Source organism: Azospirillum formosense (assembly GCF_040500525.1).
Lineage (GTDB): Bacteria > Pseudomonadota > Alphaproteobacteria > Azospirillales > Azospirillaceae > Azospirillum > Azospirillum formosense_A.
On sequence record NZ_CP159402.1, the window covers coordinates 1,103,928 to 1,127,253 of the forward strand.

Below are 23,326 nucleotides of genomic sequence, written 5' to 3' on the forward strand. Positions count from 1 at the left end.
GGTGGGGGTCAAATCGCCGCTATGGCTTTTCCACATAGCGGGAAGTCACACGGTTGGTTTGACCGGGGGTGAGCGCTCGGCGGACACTGGGCGCCCGCGATCAGCCAGGACGATGCCATGAACACGCCTGTCGAGCCGCTTTCCGCCGCCGGCCTGATCCTTCTGCGCGACAGCGTGGACGGGCTGGAGGTCTTCATGATCCAGCGCCACCGCGACCTTCGCTTTGCGCCCGGCGCCACGGTGTTTCCCGGCGGGCGGCTGGACGCGGAGGACAGCGAACTGCCCTGGCGGGAGCTGTCGCTGCCGCTGACCGACGACATGCCGCAGCGGATGGCCGCGATCCGCGAGGCGTTCGAGGAGTGCGGGCTGCTGATGACCGGCGGCGCGGTGGATGCCGCCCTTCTCGACGGGCTGCGGGGCGCTTCGGGCGGGACCTTCCTGGAGCGGCTGCTGGCGGCGGGGATTGAGCCGGACGTGGGGGCGCTGGTGCCCTTCGCCCGCTGGGTCACGCCGGAGAGCGTGTGGCGGCGCTACGACACCCTGTTCTTCATCGCCAAGGCGCCGCCGCGCCAGACCGCCGTGGTCGACGGGGTGGAGGCGGTCGCCGGATTCTGGGGCACACCGCAGGCCATCCTGGCCGAGGCGGAAGCCGAGCGGCTGTCGCTGGTCTTCGCCACCCGGATGACTTTGCTGCGTCTGGCCGGCTGCCGCACGGTCCGCCACGCCATGGAGGAGGCCGTGCGCTTTCATCCCCTGCCCCCCATCCTGCCCCGTCCCGCCGACACCCCCGAGGGGCCGGCGCTGTGCATCCCGGAAGGGCTGGGTTACCCGCTGACCCGCGTTCCGCTAGAGCAGGCGCGGCTGGGCTGAGCGCCCCGGCCAGCCCGGTTGCGCGCCGCGCATTTCCCGCCATCAATTCGCCTAAAATTCCGCTATGCGGAATTTCCCGTGCCTTTTTTCGCCGCCGAAGCGTTATCGTCGCAAATGCGACTATTTGTGCATTGCACTCAGTTCGCAAAGTGGCATTATGGGGAAATAAGATATCGGTTTGACCGGAAAATTTTTCCGTTCATGTCCATTGGGTGCCTGAACGCCACGCCGACGCGAGGATAGGTCCATGCTCCACCAGTCCATCATCCAAGGCTCCACCGACACCAGCGGCACCATCGCCGTCGGTGCCGCTGTGGTTGCCGGGCACGCGGCGCTGCCGGCGGCCGGTGGACCGGTTGCCGGTGGACAGGGCGTTGGTGGACAGCGGTGGGTCTACGCCTTCGGCGGTGGCGGTGCGGAGGGGCACGGCGGCATGCAGGCGGAGCTGGGCGGCAAGGGCGCCGGGCTGGCCGAGATGGCCCGGCTGGGCGTGCCGGTGCCGCCGGGTTTCACCATCGTGGCCGAGGCCAGCCGCCGGCACCGCGCCGGGCAGGGCGGCTTCCCCGCCGGGCTGGCCGCCCAGGTGGAAGAGGCGCTGACCCGGCTGGAAGGCGTGGCGGGGGCCCGCTTCGGCGGGGCGGAAAACCCGCTTCTGGTGTCGGTCCGCTCCGGCGCTCGCGCCTCGATGCCCGGCATGATGGACACCATCCTGAATCTCGGCCTGACCGACGCGACGGTGAAGGGGCTGGCGACGCGCAGCGGCGACGCCCGCTTCGCCTACGATTGCTACCGCCGGCTGATCCAGACCTACGGCACGGTGGTGCAAGGGGTGGGCGCCCATGTCTTCGACGCGGCGCTGGAGGCTTACAAGGAGACGCGCGGGCTGAGCCGCGACGCCGAGCTGCGCGCCGCCGACTGGCGCGCCGTCGCCGCCGCCTACCGCGCGGTGATCGAGCGCGAGGCGGGGGAGCCCTTTCCTCAGGACGCGCGGACCCAGCTCTTCGCCGCCATCGGGGCCATCTTCCGCTCCTGGAGCAACGCCCGCGCCGTGACCTACCGGGCGCTGCACGGCATTCCCGACGACTGGGGCACCGCGGCGACGGTGCAGTCGATGGTGTTCGGCAACCGCGGGGGCGCCTCCGGCACCGGGGTGGCCCACAGCCGCGACCCATCCACCGGCGAGGCCGCGCTGTGCGGCGAGTTCCTGGCCGACGCCCAGGGCGAGGACATCGTGTCCGGCCTGCGCACGCCGGGGCCGCTGGCCGGCGCCGACGCCTCGCTTGAAGCGGTCGCCCCGGCGGCCTTCGCCGAGCTGGGCCGCATCGCCGACCGGCTGGAGCGCCATTTCGGCGACATGCAGGAAATCGAGTTCACCGTCCAGCAGGGCCGCCTGTTCATCCTCCAATCGCGCGCCGGCAAGCGGACCCCGGAAGCGGGGGTGCGGATCGCCACGGAGCTGGCGCAGGCCGGCATCATCTCGCGGGCCGAGGCGGTGCGGCGCGCCGACCTGCCGGCGCTGGCGGACAGCCTGCGCCCCATCGCCGATCCCGACGCCCCCCGCGACGTGATCGCCTGCGGCCTGCCGGCGTCCTCCGGCGCGGCCACCGGCATCGCGGTCTTCACCTCGGACGAGGCGGTGCGGCTGGCGGCGGAAGGCGTGGCGGTGGTGCTGTGCCGTCCGGAAACCTCGCCCCACGACGTGCACGGCATGCAGGTGGCCTGCGCGGTGGTGACCGCCCGCGGCGGAGCGACCAGCCACGCCGCCACCGTCGCCCGCGCCATGGGCCTGCCTTGTGTCACCGGGGCGCGCATGTTGCGCGTCGATCCGGCGGCCGGCGTGATGACCGCGGGGGACGTGACCGTCCGGGCCGGCGAGATCATCACCGTCGACGGCGGGGCCGGCCACGTGATCCTGGGCAGCGTGCCGATGATCCGCCCCGAGCCTCCGGAAGCCATGGCGCTGCTGCTGCGCTGGGCCGAGGGCGTCGGTGAATGATGACGTGAAGCCATGAAGAAAGGCCCGCCGTCCGATGGGACGACGGGCCTTCTGGCTGGGGCCTGTGCGCTTCCGCCGCTCCGCGGTCAGTGGGCGTAGACCGGGGTTTCCTGGGCCGGGGGCTGGGTGTGGGCGACCATCTCGGTGAGCTGGAGCTTGGTGAAGTCGCGGGCGCTGACGACGCCGACCAGCGTCGAGCCGTCGAGCACCGGCAGATGGCGGATGTGGTGGCGGTCCATCAGCTCGAGCGCGTGGACGACGCTGTCGTCGGGCGAGCAGGTCTGCGGTGCGCGCGACATCAGCATGAAGACCGGCGTCTTCAGGACGGAGGCGCCGCGGTCCAGCAGCGCGTAGACGACGTCGCGCTCCGACAGCATGCCGGCAACGGCGTTGCCCTCGGTCCGGCAGACGTCCTTGACCACCAGGGCGCTGATGTTTTCCGACTTCATCAGCCGGATGGCCTCCTCGATGGTTTCGCCGGAACGCACGGTGACGACGCGGGATTCCTTGGTCCGAAGAATGTCGGCGACTTTCATGGCGAGCCCTCCACCAGACAGCGGGTTGCGTAAGCGCGCCCTGCACGGAGACCCCCACGGGGGACCGGAACTTGACCGGTGGAACCGCGGCGGGCCGGTCGAAGGCCGTCGGCGGCACCTGGGCATCGGGCAGTGGCAGGTGATGGATATTTGGTATACCAGATGCCACGGGGCGTCAATAGCTAATGTGACGAACAATCAGTGAAATCGCATTTTCATGCAATGAGACCACCGAACCACGCGGCCATTCCCGTGACGTTCACCCGCCTCCTATGGCGTTTGTCAGGGTGCCCACAACGATAGCTGGCATGCCAAATACGTGAAGAAGCCGACGGTGGGGGTGCGATGCTTGCCATGGTGCTGCTGATGGTCGCTGCGTTCGCGTCGGGCGTTCTCAACGCCGTCGCCGGGGGCGGGGCCTTCATCACCTTTCCGGCGCTGCTGTTCGCCGGGGTGCCGCCGGTCAGCGCCAACGTGTCGAGCACCGTCGCCCTGTTCCCCGGCCAGATGGCCAGCGCCTGGGCCTACCGCAACGAGATCCGGGGCGTGACGGAGGTCAGCGTCACCGCCTTCTCCGTGGTCAGCCTCGTCGGTGGCGTGGTCGGGGCCGTCCTGTTGCTGACCACGCCGGACCGCGCCTTCGCCGGGCTGGTGCCCTGGCTGCTGCTGTTCGCCACCGCGGTCTTCGCGGTCGGCAGCTTCATGCCGGCGCTGGCCGCCCGGCTGCGGCTGGGAGGGCGTTCCGTCCTGGTCGTGCAGTTCGTCATCGCCATCTATGGCGGCTATTTCGGCGGCGGGATCGGCTTCCTGATGCTGGCGGCGCTGACCCTGTTCGGCCTGCGCGACATCCACGCCATGAACGGTCTGCGCATCCTGCTGGCCGCGCTGATGAACGGCGCGGCGGTGGCGGCCTTCTGCCTGTCCGACGCGGTGTCCTGGCCGGAAACCGCCGTCATGGCGGTGTCGGCGATCGCCGGCGGCTATGCCGGCGCGTACGCCGCGAAGCGGGTCAGCCGCGACGTGATGAAATGGGTGGTGGTGTCGATCGGCGTGGGGCTGACCCTGTACTTCTTCATCAGGGGCGCCGGGGCCTGAGGGCGCCCCACGCCGGGTCCCGTCAGGGCTGGCCGGGGGCCGCGATCGGACGCAGACCCTTGGCGTAGCTCTTCCACCGCTCCTGATAGACGGCGGCGGGGGCGCGCATGCGCTCCACATCCTCGTCCGACAATGTGCGCACCACCTTGCCCGGCGCGCCGAGCACCAGCGAGCGGTCGGGGATCTCCTTGCCCTCCGCGATGAAGGCGTGGGCGCCGATCAGGCAGTCGCGGCCGATGCGGGCGCCGTTGAGCACCGTGGCGCCGATTCCGATCAGGCTGCCGTCGCCCACCGTGCAGCCATGCACCATCGCCAGATGGCCGATGGTCACGTTCTTCCCGATGAGCAGCGGGAAGCCGGGATCGACGTGGAGGACGGCGTTGTCCTGGACGTTGCTGCCGGCGCCGATGTGGATGCGCTCCTGCTCGGCGCGCATCACCGCGCCCCACCACACGGACACGTCCTCCTCCAGCAGGATGTCGCCGACGACCGTGGCGCTGGGGGCCACCCAGCAGTTGGGCGACAGCTGCGGGACCTTGTCGTTGAAGGCGTAGATCACCCGTTCCTCCATATTTTATCGCTCGCCGATCCTAGCGCGGATCGGTGCGGCGGGGTGCGATTGCTGCACCGCGCTATACCCATAATAAAAATGCGTGATAGGATGGGTGCGCCTGGTTCCCGATCCGTGTGAGGCCCCCCATGCCGCTCTATTCCTACCATTGCACCGCCTGTAACCACGACTTCGAAGCGCTGGTGCGCTCGTCGGAGACGCCCGTTTGCGCCTCCTGCGGGTCGGAAGCGCTGGAGCGGAAGGTGGCGCGCATCGCGCCCGACACCAAGACCGACAAGTTCCTCAAGACCGCCCGCCGCGCCGCCGCCGCGGAGGGCCATTTCAGCAACTACAGCAAGGCGGAACGCTCGCGTATCTGAAGCGAATTTTCGTTCGCTTTAAACTCATGTGGCCTGATTGCCGGCCGGGACCGCCGCGGCCCAGAGCGGACTGCGATCCGCTTCAGCGCTGGGCGTTCACGTCCCGTCCGGTATCCCGTACTTGCGCAGCTTGTTCGCGATCATCGTGTGCGAGGTGTGGAGCCGGGCGGCCAGCTTGCGGCTGGACGGGTAGCGCGGGTAGAGGCGGCGGAGCAGGCCGCGCTCGAACGCCGCCGCCGCCTCGTCCCAGCTGGACGGTTCGGCGGGTTCGCCGCCGGTTTCGGCCTCCATGCGCGCCCCGGCCAGCTCTAGGTCGGCGGCGTCGAGATAGGCGCCGTCGCTCATCGTCACGGCGCGGAAGATGACGTTTTCCAACTGGCGGACGTTGCCCGGCCAGGGGTTGGCGAGCAGGGCGGCGCTGGCCGCGACGGTCAGTCGGCAGGGCGGGCGGCGGGCCTGGGCGCAGGCGCGGGCGATGAAATGGCGGGCGAGCAGAAGGATGTCGTCGCCGCGCTCGCGCAGCGCCGGGACCTGGAGCGACAGCACGTTCAACCGGTAGAACAGGTCCTCGCGGAAGCTGTGCCCGGCGACCATGGCGTCGAGGTCGCGGTGGGTGGCGCTGACCACGCGCACGTCCACCGACTGCTCGCGGTCGCCGCCGACGCGGCGGAAGCGCCCGTCGTTCAGGAAGCGCAGCAGCTTGGCCTGGAGGTAGGGCGACATCTCCCCGATCTCGTCGAGGAAGACGGTGCCGCCATGGGCCAGCTCCAGCAGGCCGGGCTTGCCGCCGCGCTGCGCCCCGGTGAAGGAGCCGGGGGCGTAGCCGAACAGCTCGCTCTCCGCCAGACTCTCCGGGACGGCGGCGCAGTTCAGCGCCAGGAAGGGCTTGTCGCGGCGCGGGCTGGCGCGGTGGCAGGCGTGGGCGATCAGCTCCTTGCCGGTGCCCGTCTCGCCCAGGATCAGCAGCGGCGCGTCCACCGCCGCGACCCGCGCCGCCCGCGCCTTCAACGAGCGGATCGGGGCGGACTCGCCCAGGATGCGGTCGAAGCCGCCCTCGTCGAAGTTCTGCAGCGCGTTCAGCCGCTCGCCCAGACGGCTTGGCGCGAACAGCGTGACGACGCCGCCGGCCGGCCGGCCATCCTCCACGATGGGGGTGGCGTCCAGCAGGAAGGTCTGGCCGTTCAGCGTGACCTCCTGCCCGGCGGCAAGGCGGAAGCCGTTGTCCACGAGCAGGTCGGACAGCTCGGCGTCGCCGAACAACCGGCCGAAATCGGCGCCGGTCAGGTCGGCCTCGCTGCGCCCGGCGACCGTCGCCGCGGCGGCGTTGGCCACCACGATGCGGCCCGCGCGGTCCACCGCCAGCACCGGATCGGGCAGGGCGGCCAGCAGCGCGTCGAGATGGAGCCGCCGCCGCGTGCCGGGCAGGATGTCGATGGGCGTCACGGACTCCACGCCGAGCACGGCGCGCAACGCCGCGTCGAGCGCCCCGAAGCCCTGCACGTCCAGCTCCGGGGCGTCGATGTGGATGTGCGGCGGGTCGACCTCCACCGCGACGACGTTCAGCCGTCGCTTGGCGAGCACGGCCAGGATCTCGTGGGCGATGCCGACCCGGTCGGCGAACAGAACGTCGATGCGCATGGCTCTCCCCGCTGGAGGGGACGAGGGTACCACGGCAGGGCCGCCTGTAAACAGGCATGTACGCTGTAACGATTTCCGTACGTACCGGTCAAGTTACTGAATTGGAATATATTTAATGACGATTAAGCGGTGCCGGCCAAGCGGTGTGTAACGATTTCCGTACAGATTGGTCCGGCGCGTGATCCTCCGCCCCAGCAATTCCGCGGCTTCCCGCACTTGGCATCGGGATTGCGAGGGGAGTGCGGACAAATCCGTGATCTCGGGAGTCTCCACATGCGCGTCATCGTCCTCGGCAGCGGCGTCATCGGCGTTTCCACCGCGTATTTCCTGGCGAAGGCCGGCCATGAGGTCACGGTGGTGGACCGGCAGCCCGGCCCGGCGCTGGAAACCAGCTACGCCAACGCGGGCGAGGTGTCGCCGGGCTATTCCGCCCCCTGGGCGGCGCCGGGCCTGATGACGAAGGCCGTGAAGTGGATGCTGATGAAGCATTCGCCGCTGGTGATCCGGCCCACGCTCGATCCGGCCATGTGGTCCTGGTGCCTGAAGCTGCTGGCCAACGCCAACGAGCGTTCGTACGAGATCAACAAGGGCCGCATGGTCCGGCTGGCCGAATACAGCCGCGATTGCCTGCGCGCCCTGCGCGACGAGACCGGAATCCGCTACGACGAGCGCGCCAAGGGCACGCTCCAGGTCTTCCGCACCCAGAAGCAGGTGGACGCCGCCGCCACCGACATGGCCGTCCTCGACCGCTTCAAGGTGCCCTACAGCCTGCTGGACGTCGAGGGCTGCGCGGCGGTCGAGCCGGCGCTGCGGCTGGTCAAGGAGAAGATCGTCGGCGGCCTGCTTCTGCCCGGTGACGAGACGGGCGACTGCTTCCGCTTCACCAACGCGCTGGCCGCCCTGGCGGCGGAAATGGGGGTGGAGTTCCGCTACAACACCGGCATCCGCAAGCTGGAGAGCGACGGGCGCCGCGTCACCGGCGTGGTGACCGACGCCGGGACGCTGACCGCCGACTCCTACATCGTCGCCATGGGCAGCTACTCCCCGATGCTGGTGAAGCCGTTCGGGCTGGACCTGCCGGTCTATCCGGTGAAGGGCTATTCGCTGACGCTGCCCATCGTCGATCCGGCGGGCGCGCCGGAATCCACGGTGATGGACGAAACGCACAAGATCGCGGTGACCCGCCTGGGCGACCGCATCCGCGTCGGCGGCACGGCCGAGCTGACCGGTTTCGACCTGACGCTTCGTCCGGGCCGCCGCGGCCCGCTCGACCATGTGGTCGGCGATCTCTTCCCGACGGGCGGCGATCTGTCGAAGGCGGAGTTCTGGACCGGCCTGCGGCCCAACACGCCGGACGGCACGCCCATCGTCGGCCCGACCCCGGTGCGCAACCTGTTCCTCAACACCGGCCACGGCACGCTGGGCTGGACGATGGCCGCCGGCTCGGGCCGGGTGGTCGCCGACGTGGTCGGCGGGCGCCAGACGGAGATCGACATGGACGGGCTGACGGTCGCCCGCTACGGCCGCTCCGCCGCCGCGGCCAGCCGCCCGACGGTTGGCGGCGTGGCCCGCCCGGCGGCCCGGTGAGGTCTGCGCTCCACAGGGTTTATTCCTGCCGGGCCTGGGCGCCCTGGTTCAGGCGCGCGGTGTTGAACTCCTTCATGCGCGCCGCGTCGAAGGAGCCGAGCGCCTTCACCTGGTCCGGCGTCGCCTGCAGAGTGACGGAGGTCAGGCCCGGCTCCAGCGCCGCCGCCTTCCAGGCGACGGCGTAGGGGCCTTCGCCCTCCGGCTCGGGCGTGACCACGACGGCCTTGAGAGCGCCGTTGCGGTCGAACACCAGATCCTCCACCGTGCCGAAGAAACCCGCCTCCGTCGCGCCGCCCGCCGTGTTGGCCGGCTGGCCGATGAGGGCGGAGACGCGCCAGTCGCCGGGGCGGCTGCCGGCCTGCTGCTGGCGCCGGATCAGGTCCAGCGTGTCGGGGCCGGTGACCGGATAGGCCAGGATGCCGTCCACCGATCCAGGCATGAGCTGGTGCCAGGGCACGGTGAAGCGCGCCTCGCCGACGTCGAGCATGCCGCTGGCCTCGATCACCGCGCTTTCCAGCCGACCGTCCGGGCCGACGACGAGGTCGACCACCTGCCCGAGTTCCTCGCCGAGCAGCCCCTCGACCTCCGTCCCAACGATCACGCCGGCCCGCCAGCCCTGGTAGAGCCGTGGGTAGGACGCCTCCGCGGTCCGCACCGTCTCGGCGGACTGGGAGGGGTGGGCCTGCGAGGGTTGAGCCTGGACGGGTTGAGGAACGCCCAGGGTCAGGGACGTGGCGATGGCGAACGCGGCGAGGATGCCCGCCGAAGTGCCGCTGTAACGCATGGGTCTTGTGCTCCCGATTGTGACGCGCGGTCCGTCAAAGGGAACATGGGAGGTGCGTGGCGGTTCCGGAGGGAACTCCCCGGAGGTACGCCGGTTGCTGACCGGACAGGCCAACCGAGGAGGCGAGACCATGGCAGGAAAACTTGAGAAGAAGACCGTCGCGGTTCTGGCGACCGACGGCTTTGAGCAGGTCGAATTGACCGAACCGTTGAAGGCGCTGCGCAACGAAGGCGCCGATGTGCGGATCGTCGCGCCGCAGGGCGGGCAGATCCAGGGCTGGAACCACCACGACAAGGCCGACCGGGTGGACGTGGACACGACTCTCGACCAGGCGGATCCCGGCGCCTTCGACGCGCTGGTCTTGCCGGGCGGCGTCATCAACCCTGACGCGCTGCGGCTGGAGCCCAAAGCCATCGAGTTCGTGCGCAGCTTCGTCCAGTCGGGCAAGCCGATCGCCGCGATTTGTCACGGCCCCTGGACTCTGATCGACGCGGGCGGCGCGAAGGGCAAGCGCATGACCTCCTGGCCGTCGCTGAAGGCCGATCTCAGCAACGCCGGGGCGAACTGGGAGGACAGCGAGGTGGTCACCGACCAGGGGCTGGTGACGTCGCGCAAGCCGGACGACCTGCCGGCCTTCTGCCGCAAGATGGTGGAGGAGTTCGCCGAGGGCCGCCACGGCGCACACCGCCACGCGGCCGAGTAAATCCGCATCGTCCCCTCTCCCCGCGCCGGGAGAGGGGACGGACCGCTCAGACCGACGCCAGCGGCGACAGGCCGTTCTGGATCGCCCAGACCGCGGCCTGGGTGCGGTTCTGCGCGTTGATCTTCCGCATCACGTTCTTGAAATGCATCTTCACGGTCGATTCCGTGATGTGCAGGTTGCGTGCGATGGCCTTGTTCGACTGCCCGGCGAGCAGGCAGCGCAGGATCTGGATCTCGCGCTTCGACAGCTCGTTGTTGGTGGGCTGGGCGCGCTCCGGCTGCGGGCGTTCGGTGTTGGCGTTGGCGATCAGCAGGCTGGCGACATGGGTCGGATAGACCACCTCGCCCAGCATGACCAGTTGCAGGGCGCGCAGCAGGGACTCGCTCGACATCGACTTGTTCAGGTAGGCGTCGGCCCCGGCCTTCAACGACAGCGACAGCGTGCGGTCCGCGATGGCGTCCGCCAGCACGGCGATGCGCGCGCTGGTGGCGGCGCGCAGCCGCTTCACCCCGCCGGGCTCGTCGTTCGTCGCATCCCCCAAGGCCACCACGATCAGGTCGGGCTGCACGCCCTGCGCGATGGCCGCCTCGGCGTCCTCCACCGTTGTGGCGTGGTGGCAGACGCGGAACGGGCCGCCGCTGATGAGCGTTCCCAACGCCGCCGAAAACAGCCGATCATGGTCCACGAGCATGACGTTCCAGGTTCTCATCGACACTCCTCCGTGACGCCACCCGTGACGAGCAGCGCACAACGCCAATCGTTGTCCGTTTTCGCCTGGGAAAAGGGAAAAAAGCCGCCTTTATTGTATCGAAAAAGCGTGCTTTACGCTGGTTGTCCCGATGATTTATACGGATGGTCAGGGAGCGGCGCAAGATGCTTGGAAGAAGCTCGATACGAATGAATCATAAATGGCTTCAAAAAGTCAGGAATTCGCGACGGCGCTGCTTCTGCAATGTCCAAAAGAGGTAGCTTTATACTTTTCCGCTGGACAGAAGGTCGGGTCGGTTGAAGGCGTATTTGTTTTCAAACCGGCATCCGGCGGCTTCATGGGGTAGCAAAGCAATGGAAGTTCAGCTGCAGACGCGCGGCAAGGAGCGGTCGGTGGCCGGCAGGGCGCAAAAGTTTCTGGTGGTGGACGACCATCCCCTGGTGCGGCACGGCTTCGCTCTCTCGGTGGGGGAGATCCACCCGGACGCGCAGGTGCTGGAGGCTGGGTCGCTGGACGAGGCGATGGCCATCGCCGACCGCACGCCGGACCTGACGCTGGTTCTGTTCGACCTCAATCTGGGCGACCGCAGCGGGCGCGACGGAGTGCGCCGCATGGTGGAGGTGCTGGGAAACCGCCCGCTGCTGGTCATCTCCGGGTCGGACGAGGTGGCGGACATCGTCGACAGTGTCCGGCTCGGAGCCAGGGGGTACATCCTGAAGACCAGTTCGACGGCGGTTCTGGAGCACGCGATCTCCCTGGCGCTGACCGGGGAGACCTTCCTGCCGCTGCCGCGCGCCGTGCTGTCCGGCAACGTCGCGGCGGAGGTGGCGCGGCCGTCGGGCCAGATCCTCGACCGCTTGACCGACCGGCAGCGCGACGTGTTCCAGCTTCTGCTGGCCGGCCACTCCAACAAGGAGATCGCGCGGGAGCTGGGCGTTCTGGAGGGGACGGTGAAGGTCCATGTCCGGGCCATCATGCAGAAGCTGGGGGTGCGCAACCGCACCCAGGTCGCCGTCGTGGCCGCCCGCAGCGGCTGCTTCCCGGAGGACGCCTGAGGCCCGGCGCCTGACACCGGTCGGCGCCGTTTTTCCATCCGGACCATGCCTTTATGGCTAGACGGCCGGCCCGCCATTGCGGCCTGCGGAGACTTTCCGGCACTATGACGGAAACGCCCGACAGGAGGGACAATGACGGGCTCTGTGCGTTTCGTGCTCGGCGGACGTGTGGTGGAGGTGCGGGATTCCGACCCCACCACCACGGTGCTGAACTGGCTGCGCGCCAACGGGCGCCCCGGTTCGAAGGAGGGCTGCGCCGAGGGGGATTGCGGCGCCTGCACAGTGGTGCTGGGCGACCTCGCCCCGGATGGGCGCCTGCGCTACCGCGCCGTCAACGCCTGCATCCTCTTCCTGCCGATGATCGACGGCAAGCTGCTGCTGACCGTCGAGGATCTGGCCGGGGAGGACGGCGACCTGCACCCCGTCCAGGCGGCGATGGTGGACAAGCACGCCTCGCAATGCGGCTTCTGCACCCCCGGCTTCGTGATGGCGCTGTTCGCGCTCCACCATGACGAGCGCGTCGCGGCCGGCGGCCTGAGCGATGGGGCGATCCACGACGCGCTGGCCGGCAACCTGTGCCGCTGCACCGGGTACCGCCCGATCCTTGACGCCGCCCGAACCATGGCGGCGGAGCGGACCGACGACCGCTTCGACCGGGCCGAGGAGGGGATTGCCGCCCTGCTGCGCTCCATCCAGCGCGACGGGGCGCTGACCGTCACGCGGAGCAGCGCCAGCTTCCATGCGCCGCGGAGCGTCGAGGAACTGGCGACGGTGTTCGCCGCGCATCCGAACGCCACGCTGGTGGCCGGGGCGACCGACGTCGGGCTGTGGGTGACCAAGCAGGGGCGCAGCCTGCCCACGCTGATTCATCTCGCCCAGGTGCGGGAGCTTCACAGGATCGGCGAGGCCGAGGACGCCCTGGAGATCGGGGCGGCGGTGACCTACACCGAGCTGCTGCCGGTTTTGGAGCGCCGCCTGCCCGAACTGGCCGCCCTGGTCACCCGCATCGGCGCCGCGCAGGTGCGCAACTCCGGCACGCTCGGCGGCAACGTCGCCAACGGCTCGCCCATCGGGGACAGCATGCCGGCCCTGCTGGCGCTGGGCGCCTCGCTGGTCCTGAACCGGGGCGGGGCGCGGCGGGCACTGCCGCTGGACCGCTTCTACCACGGCTACCGCAAGAACGACCTGAAGCCGGGCGAATTCGTCGAGCGCATCCGCATCCCGCTGCCGCGCGAGGGCCAGCGCTTCGCCACCTGGAAGGTGTCCAAGCGGCGGGACCAGGACATCTCCGCCGTCTGCGCCGCCTTCCTGCTGACGCTGGACGGGGCGGGGCGGGTGGCGGAGCTGCGCGCCGGCTATGGCGGCATGGCGGCGACCCCGGCCCGCGCTCCGGCGTTGGAGGCGGCGGTCGCCGGACAGCCCTGGACGGCGGACGCCGTGGCGGCAGCGCTGCCGGCGCTCGACCAGGACTTCCGGCCCATGACCGACATGCGGGCCAGCGACCGCTACCGCGCGCTGGTGGCGAAGAACCTGCTGATGCGCTTCCTTCTTCACACGACCGGGGCCGACATGCCCTCGCTGGAGGCGGCCCATGGCTGACGGCGGCACCATCTCCCGGAAGGAGGGCGCCATCCACCCGATCCGCGGCGGCGTCCATCTGGGCATCGAGCATGAAAGCGCCCGCAAGCATGTGACGGGTGCGGCGGCCTACACCGACGACATCCCGGAACTGCCCGGCACGCTGCACGTCGCGGTGCGTCTGTCGGAACGGGCGCACGCGCGCATTCTGGGCATGGACCTGTCGCGGGCGAAGCAGGCGCCGGGGGTGCACGCGGTCCTCACCTACGCCGATGTGCCGGGAGACGGCGACATCGGCACCATCCAGCGCGGCGACCCCATCCTGGCAGACGATGTGGTGACCTACGCCGGGCAGGCGGTGGTCGCCGTTGCGGCGGAGACGCTGTTGCAGGCCCGCGCCGCCGCGCGGCTGGTGGAGATCTATTACGACGACCTGCCGGCGGTGCTGACCGCCGAGGCGGCGCTGGACAAGGGCAGCTTCGTCTCGCCGCCGTTGACCTTCCGGCGCGGCGACGCGGCGGCGGAAGTCGCCCGGGCGCCGCACCGGCTGACCGGCACGCTGGAGGTCGGCGGGCAGGATCATTTCTATCTGGAAGGCCACATCGCCTACGCCATCCCCAAGGAGGACGGCGACCTGCTGGTCCACTCCTCGACCCAGCATCCGGCGGAGGTCCAGCACGCCGTCGCCCAGGTGCTGGGACGGCCGATGCACGGCATCGCCGTGGAGTGCCGGCGCATGGGCGGCGGCTTCGGCGGCAAGGAGAGCCAGCCGGCCCAGATCGCCGCCATCGCCGGCCTGCTGGCGAACGCGACGAAGCGGCCGGTGAAGTTCCGCCTGGACCGCGACGACGACATGCTGATGACCGGCAAGCGCCACGATTTCTTCGTGCGCTACGACGTCGGCTTCGACGGGGAGGGACGCATCCAGGGGCTGGAAATGGACCTCGCCGGGCGCTGCGGCGTGTCGCTGGACCTGTCCAACGGCGTGGTCGACCGCGCCATGTTCCACGCCGACAACGCCTATTACCTGCCGGCGGCACGGGTGACCGGGCACCGCTGCAAGACGAACACGGTGTCCAACACGGCCTTCCGCGGCTTCGGCGGCCCGCAGGGCGTCATCGCCATCGAGCACGTGGTGGACGAGATCGCCCGCTCCCTCGGCAAGGACCCGCTCGACGTGCGGCGCGCCAACCTCTACGGCGGGCCGGGCCGCGACACCACCCATTACGGGATGCCGGTCGAGGAGCCGGAGATCCTGGCCGAGCTGATGGACCGGATCGAGCGGGACGGCGATTACCGACGCCGCCGCGCGGAGATCGACTCCTTCAACGCCCGCAGCCCGGTGCTGAAGAAGGGGCTGGCGGTGACCCCGGTGAAGTTCGGCATCTCCTTCACCGTCAAGCACCTGAACCAGGCGGCGGCGCTGGTCCACGTCTACACCGACGGCTCCATCCAGGTGAACCACGGCGGCACGGAGATGGGGCAGGGCATCCACACCAAGATGGCCCAGATCGCCGCCCAGGAATTCCAGATCGACGTCGACCGGGTGCGGGTCACCGCCAGCGCCACCGACAAGGTGCCGAACGCCCCGCCCACCGCGGCGTCGGCCGGCACCGACCTGAACGGCATGGCGGTGCGCATCGCCGTGGGGACCATCCGCGACCGGCTGGTGGCGTTCCTCGCCCAGCACTGCCACACCACGCCGGACAAGGTGGAGTTCCGCGACAACGCCGTCTTCGCCGGCAACCACGCCATGACCTTCGCGGAGGTGGCGAAGCTGGCCTATCTGAACCGGGTGTCGCTGTCCTCCACCGGTCATTACGCCACGCCGAAGATCTGGTGGGACCGCGAGAAGTGCGAGGGGCGGCCCTTCTTCTACTTCTCCTGCGGCGTCGCGGTGACCGAGGCGCTGATCGACACGCTGACCGGCGAGTACAGCTTCCCCCGCGCCGACGTGCTGCACGACTGCTCGGGCAGCATCAACCCGGCCATCGACCTGGGGCAGGTGGAGGGTGCCTTCGTCCAGGGGCTGGGCTGGGTCACCTCGGAGGAGCTGTGGTGGGACGGCGAGGGACGCTTGCGCACCCACGCGCCCAGCACCTACAAGATCCCGACCTCGCGCTCGCTGCCGGAGGATTTCCGGGTGGCGCTCTACACCGACCGCCCCAACCGGGAGGACACGGTGTTCCGCTCCAAGGCGATCGGGGAGCCGCCGCTGATGCTCGGCATCTCGGCGTGGCTGGCGCTGAAGGACGCCGTCGCGGCGGTGGGCGGCCATCGCCTGCCGGTGCGCCTCGACGCGCCCGCGACGCCGGAGCGCGTGCTGCTGGCCGTCGAGGATGTGAAGGCCCAGGAATTGAAGGCAAGGATGGGTTCCGCCGGTGGTTGACGCGTTGATGAAGAAGGTCGCCGTCCATGGCGCGGCGACGGTGCGGTTCGAGCATCGCCATGGGGCCACGCGCCTCGCCACGCTCTACCACCACGACCCGCTGCGGGTGCTGCTGCCCGACCCGCGGGCGGGAGACCTTCCCATCGCGGTGCTGGTCACCACGTCGGGCGGGCTGGTCGGCGGCGACCGGCTGGACGTCGCCCTGTCGGCGGGGCCGGGGGCGGCGGCGCTGGTGACGACCCAGGCGGCGGAGAAGGTCTACCGCTCCGCCGGGCCGGACTGCCGCATCGACACCCGTGTGACGGTGGAGGCCGGCGCTTGGTTGGAATGGATGCCGCAGGAGGCCATCGTCTTCGAGGGCTCCCGCCTGCGCCGCCTGACCCGGTTGGAACTGGAGGGCGACGCCCGTCTGATCGCGGGGGAGATGCTGGTCTTCGGGCGCGCCGCCTTCGGCGAGACGGTCACCCGCGGCCTCGTCCGCGACGCCTGGGAGGTGGTGCGCGACGGCCGCCTTGCCTGGGCCGACGCCCTGCACATGGACGGCGACCTCGCCGAGACGCTGGCCCACCCGGCGGGCTTCGACGGGGCCGGGGCCTGCGCCACGCTGCTCCACGCCGCTCCCGACGCCGCCACCCGTCTGGAGGCGCTGCGCGCGGCGGCGGAGGGGCTGGAGGGCGTGCGGGTCGGGGCCACCGCCTTCGACGGGCTTCTGGTCGTCCGCATCCTGGGCGGCGAGGCGCGGTCGGTGCGCGGCGCCTACGCGGCGCTGTGGTCGCATCTGCGCTCGGCGGCGGCGGGCCTGCCCGTCAGATTGCCGCGGCTGTGGGAGGTTTGAGCCTCCTTGCCAAAGGGGGATTGCCGGCGTAGCTCCCGTCCCATGCGCTTCACCATCGTCACCTACGGGTCCCAGGGCGACATCCGCCCCTACGTCGCCCTTGGGAAGGGGCTGCGGGCCGCCGGGCACTCCGTCGCCTTTCCCGCCGACCGCGAGTTCCGTGGCCTGATCGAACGCCATGGCCTGGACTACAGCCCGCTGTCCGGCGATCTGCGCGCGGTGACGGGCAGCCGGGAGGCGGACGGGCTGTTCCGCGACGGCATCAACCCGGTCAAGATGATGCGGGCGCTGCTGCGCCTCGGCCAGGACCACGCGCTGGTCTGGATGCGGGAGTACTGGGAGGCGGCCCGGGGGAGCGACGCGATCATCGCCTCCGGCCTCGCCTTCTACGCGGGCGTGGCGGTGGCGGAGAAGCTGGGCGTTCCCGTCGTCGGGACGGCGTTGCAGCCGATGGCGCCGACCCGGGCCTTCCCGCCGCCGATGATGCCGCCCCGGCGCTTTCCCGGCGTCGTGAACTACGCCCTGCATCTGGCGATGATGCAGCTCGTCTGGCAGACCTTCCGGGCGCCGACCAACCGGGCACGGCGCGCCGTGCTGGGGCTGAAGCCGTCCTTCGTCGGGCCGGGGCCGTTGCTGATGACGGCGAAATGGCCGATGCCCTACGCCTTCTCGACCCACGCGCTGCCGCGGCCGGACGACTGGCCGGACTTCATCCGGGCGACCGGTTTCTGGTTCCTGGACGAGGCCGACGGCTACACGCCGCCGCCCGACCTCGCGGCCTTTCTGGACGGCGGTCCGCCGCCGGTCTATGTCGGATTCGGCAGCATGGCCGGGTTCGATCCCGCCGAGACGACGCGGCTGGTCGTCGCGGCCCTGAACGGGCGGCGCGCCGTGCTCTCCGCCGGGTGGGGCGGGATCGACCGGTCGGCCCTGCCGGAGACGGTCCACGGTCTGGAGTCGGCGCCGCACGATTGGCTGTTTCCGCGCGTGTCCGCCGTTGTCCATCACGGCGGCGCCGGCACCACGGCGGCGGGCCTGCGCGCCGGCGTGCCGGCGGTGGTGGTCCCCTTCATGGGCGACCAGCCCTTCTGGGGTGCCCGGCTTCACGATCTCGGCGTGGCGCCGCCGCCGCTTCCCCGCCGGACGCTGACCGCCGACGGGCTGGCCGGCGCCATCGAGGCGACCGGCGATCCGGGCATGCGCGACCGGGCCGCGGCGCTCGGCGAGGTTATCCGGGCCGAGGATGGTGTCGGAAACGCGGTGCGATTCATCGAAGAGGGATTGGCGCACCGCAGCAACGTGGCATAATCCCGCCAATCCATTGGGAAGGCGGAGAGACAGCCCCATGAACCTGACACCGCGCGAGAAGGACAAGCTTCTCGTGGCCATGGCCGCCATGGTGGCGCGCCGCCGGCTGGAGCGTGGCGTGAAGCTGAACCATCCCGAGGCGGTGGCCCTCATCACCGATTATGTGGTGGAGGGCGCGCGCGACGGACGCACCGTGGCCGAGCTGATGCGCGACGGCGCGACGGTGATCACCCGCGATCAGGTGATGGACGGCATCCCGGAGATGATCCACGAGATCCAGGTCGAGGCCACCTTCCCCGACGGCACCAAGCTCGTCACCGTCCACCAGCCGATTCGCTAAGGGGAGCCCCGATGAAACCCGGTGAAATCATCCCCGCCGCGGGCGAGATCGAACTCAACGCCGGCCGCGACACGGTGGAGCTGGACGTCGCCAACGCCGGCGACCGCCCGATCCAGGTCGGCTCGCACTACCACTTCGCCGAGACGAACGGGGCGCTGACCTTCGACCGCGAACAGGCGCGCGGCTTCCGGCTGGACATCCCCGCCGGAACGGCGGTGCGCTTCGAGCCGGGGCAGACGCGGCGCGTGCGGCTGGTCGCCTATGCCGGCAACCGCGTGGTCATCGGCTTCAACGGCAAGGTCAACGGCAGCCTGTGAAGGGCGCCAGCGGAGGGCATCAGACAATGGCGCATCGCATCGACCGGGCCGAATACGCGGCTCTCTACGGCCCCACCGTGGGCGACCGCGTGCGGCTGGCCGACACCGACCTGATCGTGGAGGTCGAGAAGGACCACACCGTCTACGGCGAGGAGGTCAAGTTCGGCGGCGGCAAGGTGATCCGCGACGGCATGGGGCAGGCCCAGACCTCGCGCCAGGGCGGCGCCGTGGACACGGTCATCACGAACGCGCTGATCATCGACCACTGGGGCATCGTCAAGGCCGACATCGGCATCGTCGGCGGACGAATCGCCGGCATCGGCAAGGCCGGCAACCCGGACGTCCAGCCGGGCGTGACCATCGTCGTCGGGCCGGGGACCGAGGTCATCGCGGGCGAGGGCAAGATCGTCACCGCCGGCGGCATCGACGCCCACATCCACTTCATCTGCCCGCAGCAGGTGGACGAGGCGCTGAATAGCGGCGTCACCACCATGCTGGGCGGCGGCACCGGCCCGGCGGCCGGCACGTCGGCCACCACCTGCACGCCGGGGCCGTGGCACATGGCCCGGATGCTCCAGGCGGCGGAGGGGCTGCCGATCAACCTCGGCTTTTTCGGCAAGGGCAACGCCAGCCGTCCCGACGCGCTGCTGGAGCAGATCGCGGCGGGCGCCTGCGGCATGAAGCTGCACGAGGACTGGGGCACCACCCCGGCGGCCATCGACACCTGCCTGACCGTGGCCGAGGAGACGGACATCCAGGTGGCGATCCACACCGACACGCTGAACGAGTCGGGATTCGTGGAGAACACCATCGCCGCCTTCAAGGGCCGCAACATCCACGCCTTCCACACGGAAGGCGCGGGCGGCGGCCACGCGCCGGACATCATCAAGGTGGCCGGTCTGCCCAACGTGCTGCCCAGTTCCACCAACCCGACGCGGCCCTTCACGGTGAACACGGTGGACGAGCATCTCGACATGCTCATGGTCTGCCATCACCTGTCGCCCCGCATCCCCGAGGACGTGGCCTTCGCCGAAAGCCGCATCCGGCGCGAGACCATCGCGGCGGAGGACATCCTCCACGACCTCGGCGTCTTCTCCATGCTGAGTTCGGACAGCCAGGCCATGGGCCGGGTCGGCGAGGTGATCATCCGCACTTGGCAGACCGCGCACAAGATGAAGGTTCAGCGCGGGCGTCTGGCCGAGGAGACGGGCGAGAACGACAATTTCCGCGTCAAGCGCTACGTCGCCAAGTACACGATCAACCCGGCGCTCTCGCACGGCATCGCCCATGTCGTCGGCTCGGTCGAGGTCGGCAAGCTGGCCGATCTGGTGGTGTGGTCGCCGGCCTTCTTCGGCGTGAAGCCGGACATGGTGCTGAAGGCCGGGACCATCGCGGCGGCGCTGATGGGCGACCCCAACGCCTCCATCCCGACGCCGCAGCCGGTGCATTACCGCCCGATGTTCGGTGCCTATGGCCGTTCGCTGCAGGCCAGCTCCCTGACCTTCGTCAGCAAGCTGTCGCTGGAGAACGAGGCTTTGCGCTCGCTCGGCCTGCGGCGCGAGCTGGTCGCGGTGACGGGGGTGCGGGCCATCGGCAAGAAGCAGATGATTCACAACGATTCCACACCCCACATCGAGGTCGATCCGGAAACCTACGAGGTGCGCGCCGACGGCCAGCTCCTGACCTGCGAGCCGGCGGACGTGCTGCCCATGGCGCAGCGGTACTTCCTGTTCTGAGTGCGGGGTGACGGGTTCGTGATTGGTGTCTTCGATTCCGGGCATGGCGGTCTGACGGTGCTGCGCGCGCTGGTGGCCGCCGCTCCCGGGCGTCCCTTCGTCTATCTCGGCGACCATGCCGCCGCTCCCTATGGTCCGCGCAGCGAGGAGGACATCTACCGCCTGACGGTCCAGGGGGTGGAGCGGCTGTTCGCCCAGGGCTGCGGGCTGGTCGTCCTGGCCTGCAACACGGCGGCGGCGGTCGCCCTGCGGCGGATGCAGCGGACGTGGCTGCCCACGGCCCATCCCGGCCGCAACGTGCTGGGCGTTCTTGTCCCGATGGTCGAGGCGATCACCCGCGTGCCCTGGATGCAGGACGGCCCCGCCGCCGACTGGCGTCCGGAGCCGAGGACCGTCGGCGTCTTCGCCACCCCGGCCACCGTCGCGTCGGGCTCCTTCCCGCGCGAGATCGGCAAACGGGCGCCCGACGTCCGGGTGGTGCAGCAGGCCTGTCCGGACCTCGTCCCGCTGATCGAGCGGGGGGCTGGGGACGCGGAGCTGGCTCCGGCGGTGCGCGGCTATGTGCGGGCGCTGCTGGAGCAACTCGGCGGCCGGCCGCTGGACGCGGCGGTGCTCGGCTGCACCCATTACCCGCTGGTGGCGCATCTGTTCGCGCAGGCGCTGCCGCCGGGGGTGGAGGTGCTGTGCCAGCCCAGTCTGGTCGCCCGGTCTCTGGACAATTACCTGGAGCGCCATCCCGAATACGCCCCTGTTGCGGGCGAGGCGGGGGCCCTTCGTTTCTTCACCACGGGAGCGGCGGAACCGGTCGGCGCCCTCGCGGGACGTTTCTTCGGCCGGCCCACACCCTTCGAACGGCTTTCTCCATGACCGACACGCTCCGCCGCGCCACCCGAGTCCACGCCCGCGGTCATTGGCCCGCCGAGAGCGAGGCCGGCACGGTGACCCTCGCCTTCGACGACCGCCACCGGCGGCGCATGGTGATGACGGACGACGCGGGGGCCGACTTCCTGCTGGACCTGCCGCGCGCGGTCGCGCTCGATCATGGCGACGGGCTGGAACTGGGCGATGGCGCCTATCTGCGCGTGGTCGCCGCCGACGAGGACCTGATGGAGGTGCGCTGCGGCGGCGGGACGGAGGGCTTCGCCCGCATCGCCTGGCACCTCGGCAACCGCCACCTGCCGGTGCAGATCGTCGGCGAGACGATCCGCCTGCGCCGCGACCATGTGATCGAGGACATGCTGAAGGGGCTGGGGGCCAGCGTCGCCGCCATCCACGCGCCCTTCGCGCCGGAGGGCGGGGCCTACTCGGGGCAGGGTCATGGCCATGGGCACGGCCATAATCATGGGCATGATCACGACCACGGTCACTCGCATTCCCACGGCCACAGCCACTCCCATTCTCATGGGCACTCCCATTCTCATGGGCATTCCCATTCCCACGGTCATTCGCATGACTGAGGGCGCTTGCCCCCTCCCTGACCCTGCCCCGCTTCGCGAGGGAGGGGACTTGGGCGAGGATAGGCACCCTCTCCCGCATAGCGGGGGAGGGGCGGGATGGGGGACCGTCTCGGCCACCCACCTCACCAAGCTCCTCGCTTGGCTGTCGCCGTCCTTCCCGGTCGGCGGCTTCTCCTACAGCCACGGCATCGAGGCGGCGGTGGAGCAGGGCCTCGTCCGCGACCGCGACACGCTGGCGCGCTGGATGGACGGCATCCTGCGCCACGGCGCCGGGCGGACCGACGGCATGCTCTTCGTGGCCGCCCACCGCGCCGTTCTGGCCGGTGACGAGGCGGGCTTCGCCTGGGCGGTCGAACGCGCCGACGCCATGCGCGCCTCTTCGGAAACCGCTCTGGAAAGCCGGGCGCAGGGGCAGGCCTTCCTCATCGCCGTGCGCGCCGCCTGGCCGCTGGAGGGGATGGAACGCTGGGACCGGGTGATCGCCGACACCGGCCGTCCGGTCGCCTACGCCGTCGCCGTGGCGCTGGCCGCCGCGTCGATCGGCGTGCCGGAGGGGCTGGCGCTGTCGGCCTATCTGCACGCCTTCGCCGCGAATCTCGTCTCCGCCGGGGTGCGGCTGGTGCCTCTCGGCCAGACCGACGGGCAGAAGGCCCTGGCGGCGCTCGATTCCGTGGTGCACTCTGCGGCGGAGGCCGCGCTGGCCGCCCCGCTCGACGATCTGGGCAGCCGCGCCATGGCCGTCGATTGGACCTCCATGATCCACGAAACCCAATACACGAGGTTGTTCCGCTCATGACCGCCCCGATTTCCAAGAGCCATGGTGGCCCCCTGCGCGTGGGCATCGGCGGGCCGGTCGGCTCCGGCAAGACGGCGCTGACCGACGCGCTGTGCAAGCGCATGCGCGATGATTGGGAGGTCGCGGCGATCACCAACGATATCTACACCAAGGAGGACGCCGAGTTCCTCACCCGCTCCGGTGCGCTGACGCCGGACCGGATCATGGGCGTGGAGACCGGCGGCTGCCCGCACACGGCGATCCGCGAGGACGCCTCGATCAACCTCGCCGCCGTCGACGAGATGAACCGCAAGTTCCCGAACCTCGACCTGATCTTCGTGGAGTCCGGCGGCGACAATCTGGCGGCGACCTTCTCGCCGGAGCTGGCCGACCTGACCATCTACGTCATCGACGTGTCGGCGGGCGACAAGATCCCGCGCAAGGGCGGGCCGGGCATCACCCGCTCCGACCTGCTGGTCATCAACAAGATCGACCTCGCCCCGCTGGTCGGCGCCAGCCTGGAGGTGATGGATCGCGACGCGAAGAAGATGCGCGGCGACCGGCCTTTCGTCTTCACCAACATCAAGACGGGGCAGGGGCTGGACGCCGTCCAGTCCTTCATCGTTCAGCGGGGTGGGTTGCCGCTTCCGGGCTGACCGCTTCGCGGAAGAAGCATTCGCGGAACCTC

23 protein-coding genes are annotated in these 23,326 nt (G+C 70.2%); 18 read left to right on the forward strand and 5 right to left on the reverse strand.

Features of this window, described 5'->3' with window-relative positions; all coding sequences use genetic code 11:
- The first annotated feature begins 117 nt into the window (after nt 1-117).
- Nucleotides 118-870: an NUDIX hydrolase gene (locus ABVN73_RS05220; protein WP_353859221.1), complete on the forward strand. Its 753-nt coding sequence runs from the start codon at nt 118-120 to the stop codon at nt 868-870.
- Nucleotides 871-1,117: 247 nt separating this feature from the next.
- Nucleotides 1,118-2,866, forward strand: coding sequence for a PEP/pyruvate-binding domain-containing protein (locus ABVN73_RS05225; RefSeq protein WP_353859222.1), 1,749 nt, complete (start codon nt 1,118-1,120; stop codon nt 2,864-2,866).
- An 86-nt stretch (nt 2,867-2,952) separates the two neighbouring features.
- Here ABVN73_RS05225 and ABVN73_RS05230 read toward each other — a convergent pair whose 3' ends face one another.
- Nucleotides 2,953-3,402 (reverse strand): CBS domain-containing protein, encoded by a 450-nt coding sequence (locus ABVN73_RS05230; RefSeq protein WP_353859223.1) that lies wholly within the window; start codon nt 3,400-3,402, stop codon nt 2,953-2,955.
- 345 nt (nt 3,403-3,747) lie between these two features.
- On the opposite strand from ABVN73_RS05230, the gene ABVN73_RS05235 reads away from it, so the two are divergent.
- Nucleotides 3,748-4,497, forward strand: coding sequence for a TSUP family transporter (locus tag ABVN73_RS05235; RefSeq protein WP_353859224.1), 750 nt, complete (start codon nt 3,748-3,750; stop codon nt 4,495-4,497).
- 22 nt (nt 4,498-4,519) lie between these two features.
- On the opposite strand, the gene ABVN73_RS05240 is transcribed toward ABVN73_RS05235, so the two are convergent.
- A complete protein-coding gene (locus tag ABVN73_RS05240) occupies nt 4,520-5,068 on the reverse strand; it encodes a gamma carbonic anhydrase family protein (RefSeq protein WP_353859225.1) in 549 nt (182 codons plus the stop codon).
- A 128-nt stretch (nt 5,069-5,196) separates the two neighbouring features.
- Between ABVN73_RS05240 and ABVN73_RS05245 the strand changes: the two genes are divergently transcribed.
- Nucleotides 5,197-5,427: a zinc ribbon domain-containing protein gene (locus ABVN73_RS05245; protein ID WP_353859226.1), complete on the forward strand. Its 231-nt coding sequence runs from the start codon at nt 5,197-5,199 to the stop codon at nt 5,425-5,427.
- A gap of 96 nt (nt 5,428-5,523) precedes the next feature.
- On the opposite strand, the gene ABVN73_RS05250 is transcribed toward ABVN73_RS05245, so the two are convergent.
- Entirely contained in the window at nt 5,524-7,065 is a 1,542-nt protein-coding gene (locus ABVN73_RS05250) for a sigma 54-interacting transcriptional regulator (RefSeq protein WP_353859227.1), read from the reverse strand.
- Nucleotides 7,066-7,338: 273 nt separating this feature from the next.
- Between ABVN73_RS05250 and ABVN73_RS05255 the strand changes: the two genes are divergently transcribed.
- Nucleotides 7,339-8,652 (forward strand): D-amino acid dehydrogenase, encoded by a 1,314-nt coding sequence (locus ABVN73_RS05255; protein WP_353859228.1) that lies wholly within the window; start codon nt 7,339-7,341, stop codon nt 8,650-8,652.
- Between the two features lie 19 nt (nt 8,653-8,671).
- On the opposite strand, the gene ABVN73_RS05260 is transcribed toward ABVN73_RS05255, so the two are convergent.
- Nucleotides 8,672-9,436 carry a PRC-barrel domain-containing protein gene (locus ABVN73_RS05260; RefSeq protein ID WP_353859229.1) on the reverse strand — a complete coding sequence of 255 codons (765 nt, stop codon included), beginning with the start codon at nt 9,434-9,436 and terminating at the stop codon, nt 8,672-8,674.
- Nucleotides 9,437-9,566: 130 nt separating this feature from the next.
- On the opposite strand from ABVN73_RS05260, the gene ABVN73_RS05265 reads away from it, so the two are divergent.
- Nucleotides 9,567-10,139, forward strand: coding sequence for a type 1 glutamine amidotransferase domain-containing protein (locus tag ABVN73_RS05265; RefSeq protein ID WP_353859230.1), 573 nt, complete (start codon nt 9,567-9,569; stop codon nt 10,137-10,139).
- Nucleotides 10,140-10,185: 46 nt separating this feature from the next.
- Here the strand turns inward: ABVN73_RS05265 and ABVN73_RS05270 are convergent, their stop codons facing one another.
- Nucleotides 10,186-10,848: a response regulator transcription factor gene (locus ABVN73_RS05270; RefSeq protein ID WP_353859231.1), complete on the reverse strand. Its 663-nt coding sequence runs from the start codon at nt 10,846-10,848 to the stop codon at nt 10,186-10,188.
- 353 nt (nt 10,849-11,201) lie between these two features.
- On the opposite strand from ABVN73_RS05270, the gene ABVN73_RS05275 reads away from it, so the two are divergent.
- The 12 genes from ABVN73_RS05275 (at nt 11,202) to ureG (ending at nt 23,294) form a co-directional block, all read left to right on the forward strand.
- Nucleotides 11,202-11,903 (forward strand): response regulator transcription factor, encoded by a 702-nt coding sequence (locus ABVN73_RS05275; protein WP_149470862.1) that lies wholly within the window; start codon nt 11,202-11,204, stop codon nt 11,901-11,903.
- A gap of 132 nt (nt 11,904-12,035) precedes the next feature.
- Nucleotides 12,036-13,502, forward strand: coding sequence for a xanthine dehydrogenase small subunit (gene xdhA / locus ABVN73_RS05280; protein WP_353859232.1), 1,467 nt, complete (start codon nt 12,036-12,038; stop codon nt 13,500-13,502).
- Nucleotides 13,495-15,870, forward strand: a complete 2,376-nt coding sequence (gene xdhB, locus ABVN73_RS05285) for a xanthine dehydrogenase molybdopterin binding subunit (RefSeq protein WP_353859233.1) — start codon at nt 13,495-13,497, stop codon at nt 15,868-15,870. The genes xdhA and xdhB overlap by 8 nt, the downstream gene beginning before the upstream one ends.
- Before the next feature lie 7 nt (nt 15,871-15,877).
- The gene (locus ABVN73_RS05290) at nt 15,878-16,705 is read left to right on the forward strand and encodes an urease accessory protein UreD (RefSeq protein ID WP_353859234.1); all 828 of its coding nucleotides are present in this window, start codon (nt 15,878-15,880) and stop codon (nt 16,703-16,705) included.
- Between the two features lie 42 nt (nt 16,706-16,747).
- Nucleotides 16,748-18,013 (forward strand): glycosyltransferase, encoded by a 1,266-nt coding sequence (locus ABVN73_RS05295; protein ID WP_353859235.1) that lies wholly within the window; start codon nt 16,748-16,750, stop codon nt 18,011-18,013.
- 37 nt (nt 18,014-18,050) lie between these two features.
- A complete protein-coding gene (locus tag ABVN73_RS05300) occupies nt 18,051-18,353 on the forward strand; it encodes an urease subunit gamma (protein WP_014240308.1) in 303 nt (100 codons plus the stop codon).
- Nucleotides 18,354-18,364: 11 nt separating this feature from the next.
- Nucleotides 18,365-18,670 (forward strand): urease subunit beta, encoded by a 306-nt coding sequence (locus tag ABVN73_RS05305; protein WP_114859129.1) that lies wholly within the window; start codon nt 18,365-18,367, stop codon nt 18,668-18,670.
- Between the two features lie 26 nt (nt 18,671-18,696).
- Entirely contained in the window at nt 18,697-20,406 is a 1,710-nt protein-coding gene (gene ureC, locus ABVN73_RS05310; RefSeq protein ID WP_353859236.1) for an urease subunit alpha, read from the forward strand.
- 18 nt (nt 20,407-20,424) lie between these two features.
- Complete coding sequence (gene murI, locus ABVN73_RS05315) at nt 20,425-21,273, forward strand: glutamate racemase (protein ID WP_353859237.1); 849 nt, start codon at nt 20,425-20,427, stop codon at nt 21,271-21,273.
- Nucleotides 21,270-21,863, forward strand: coding sequence for an urease accessory protein UreE (locus ABVN73_RS05320; protein WP_353859238.1), 594 nt, complete (start codon nt 21,270-21,272; stop codon nt 21,861-21,863). The genes murI and ABVN73_RS05320 overlap by 4 nt, the downstream gene beginning before the upstream one ends.
- A 142-nt stretch (nt 21,864-22,005) precedes the next feature.
- Nucleotides 22,006-22,659, forward strand: a complete 654-nt coding sequence (locus tag ABVN73_RS05325) for an urease accessory UreF family protein (RefSeq protein WP_353859463.1) — start codon at nt 22,006-22,008, stop codon at nt 22,657-22,659.
- On the forward strand, nt 22,656-23,294 hold the full coding sequence (gene ureG / locus ABVN73_RS05330; protein ID WP_353859239.1) for an urease accessory protein UreG: 639 nt from the start codon (nt 22,656-22,658) through the stop codon (nt 23,292-23,294). Before ABVN73_RS05325 ends, ureG begins: the two co-directional genes overlap by 4 nt.
- Nucleotides 23,295-23,326: the final 32 nt, after the last annotated feature.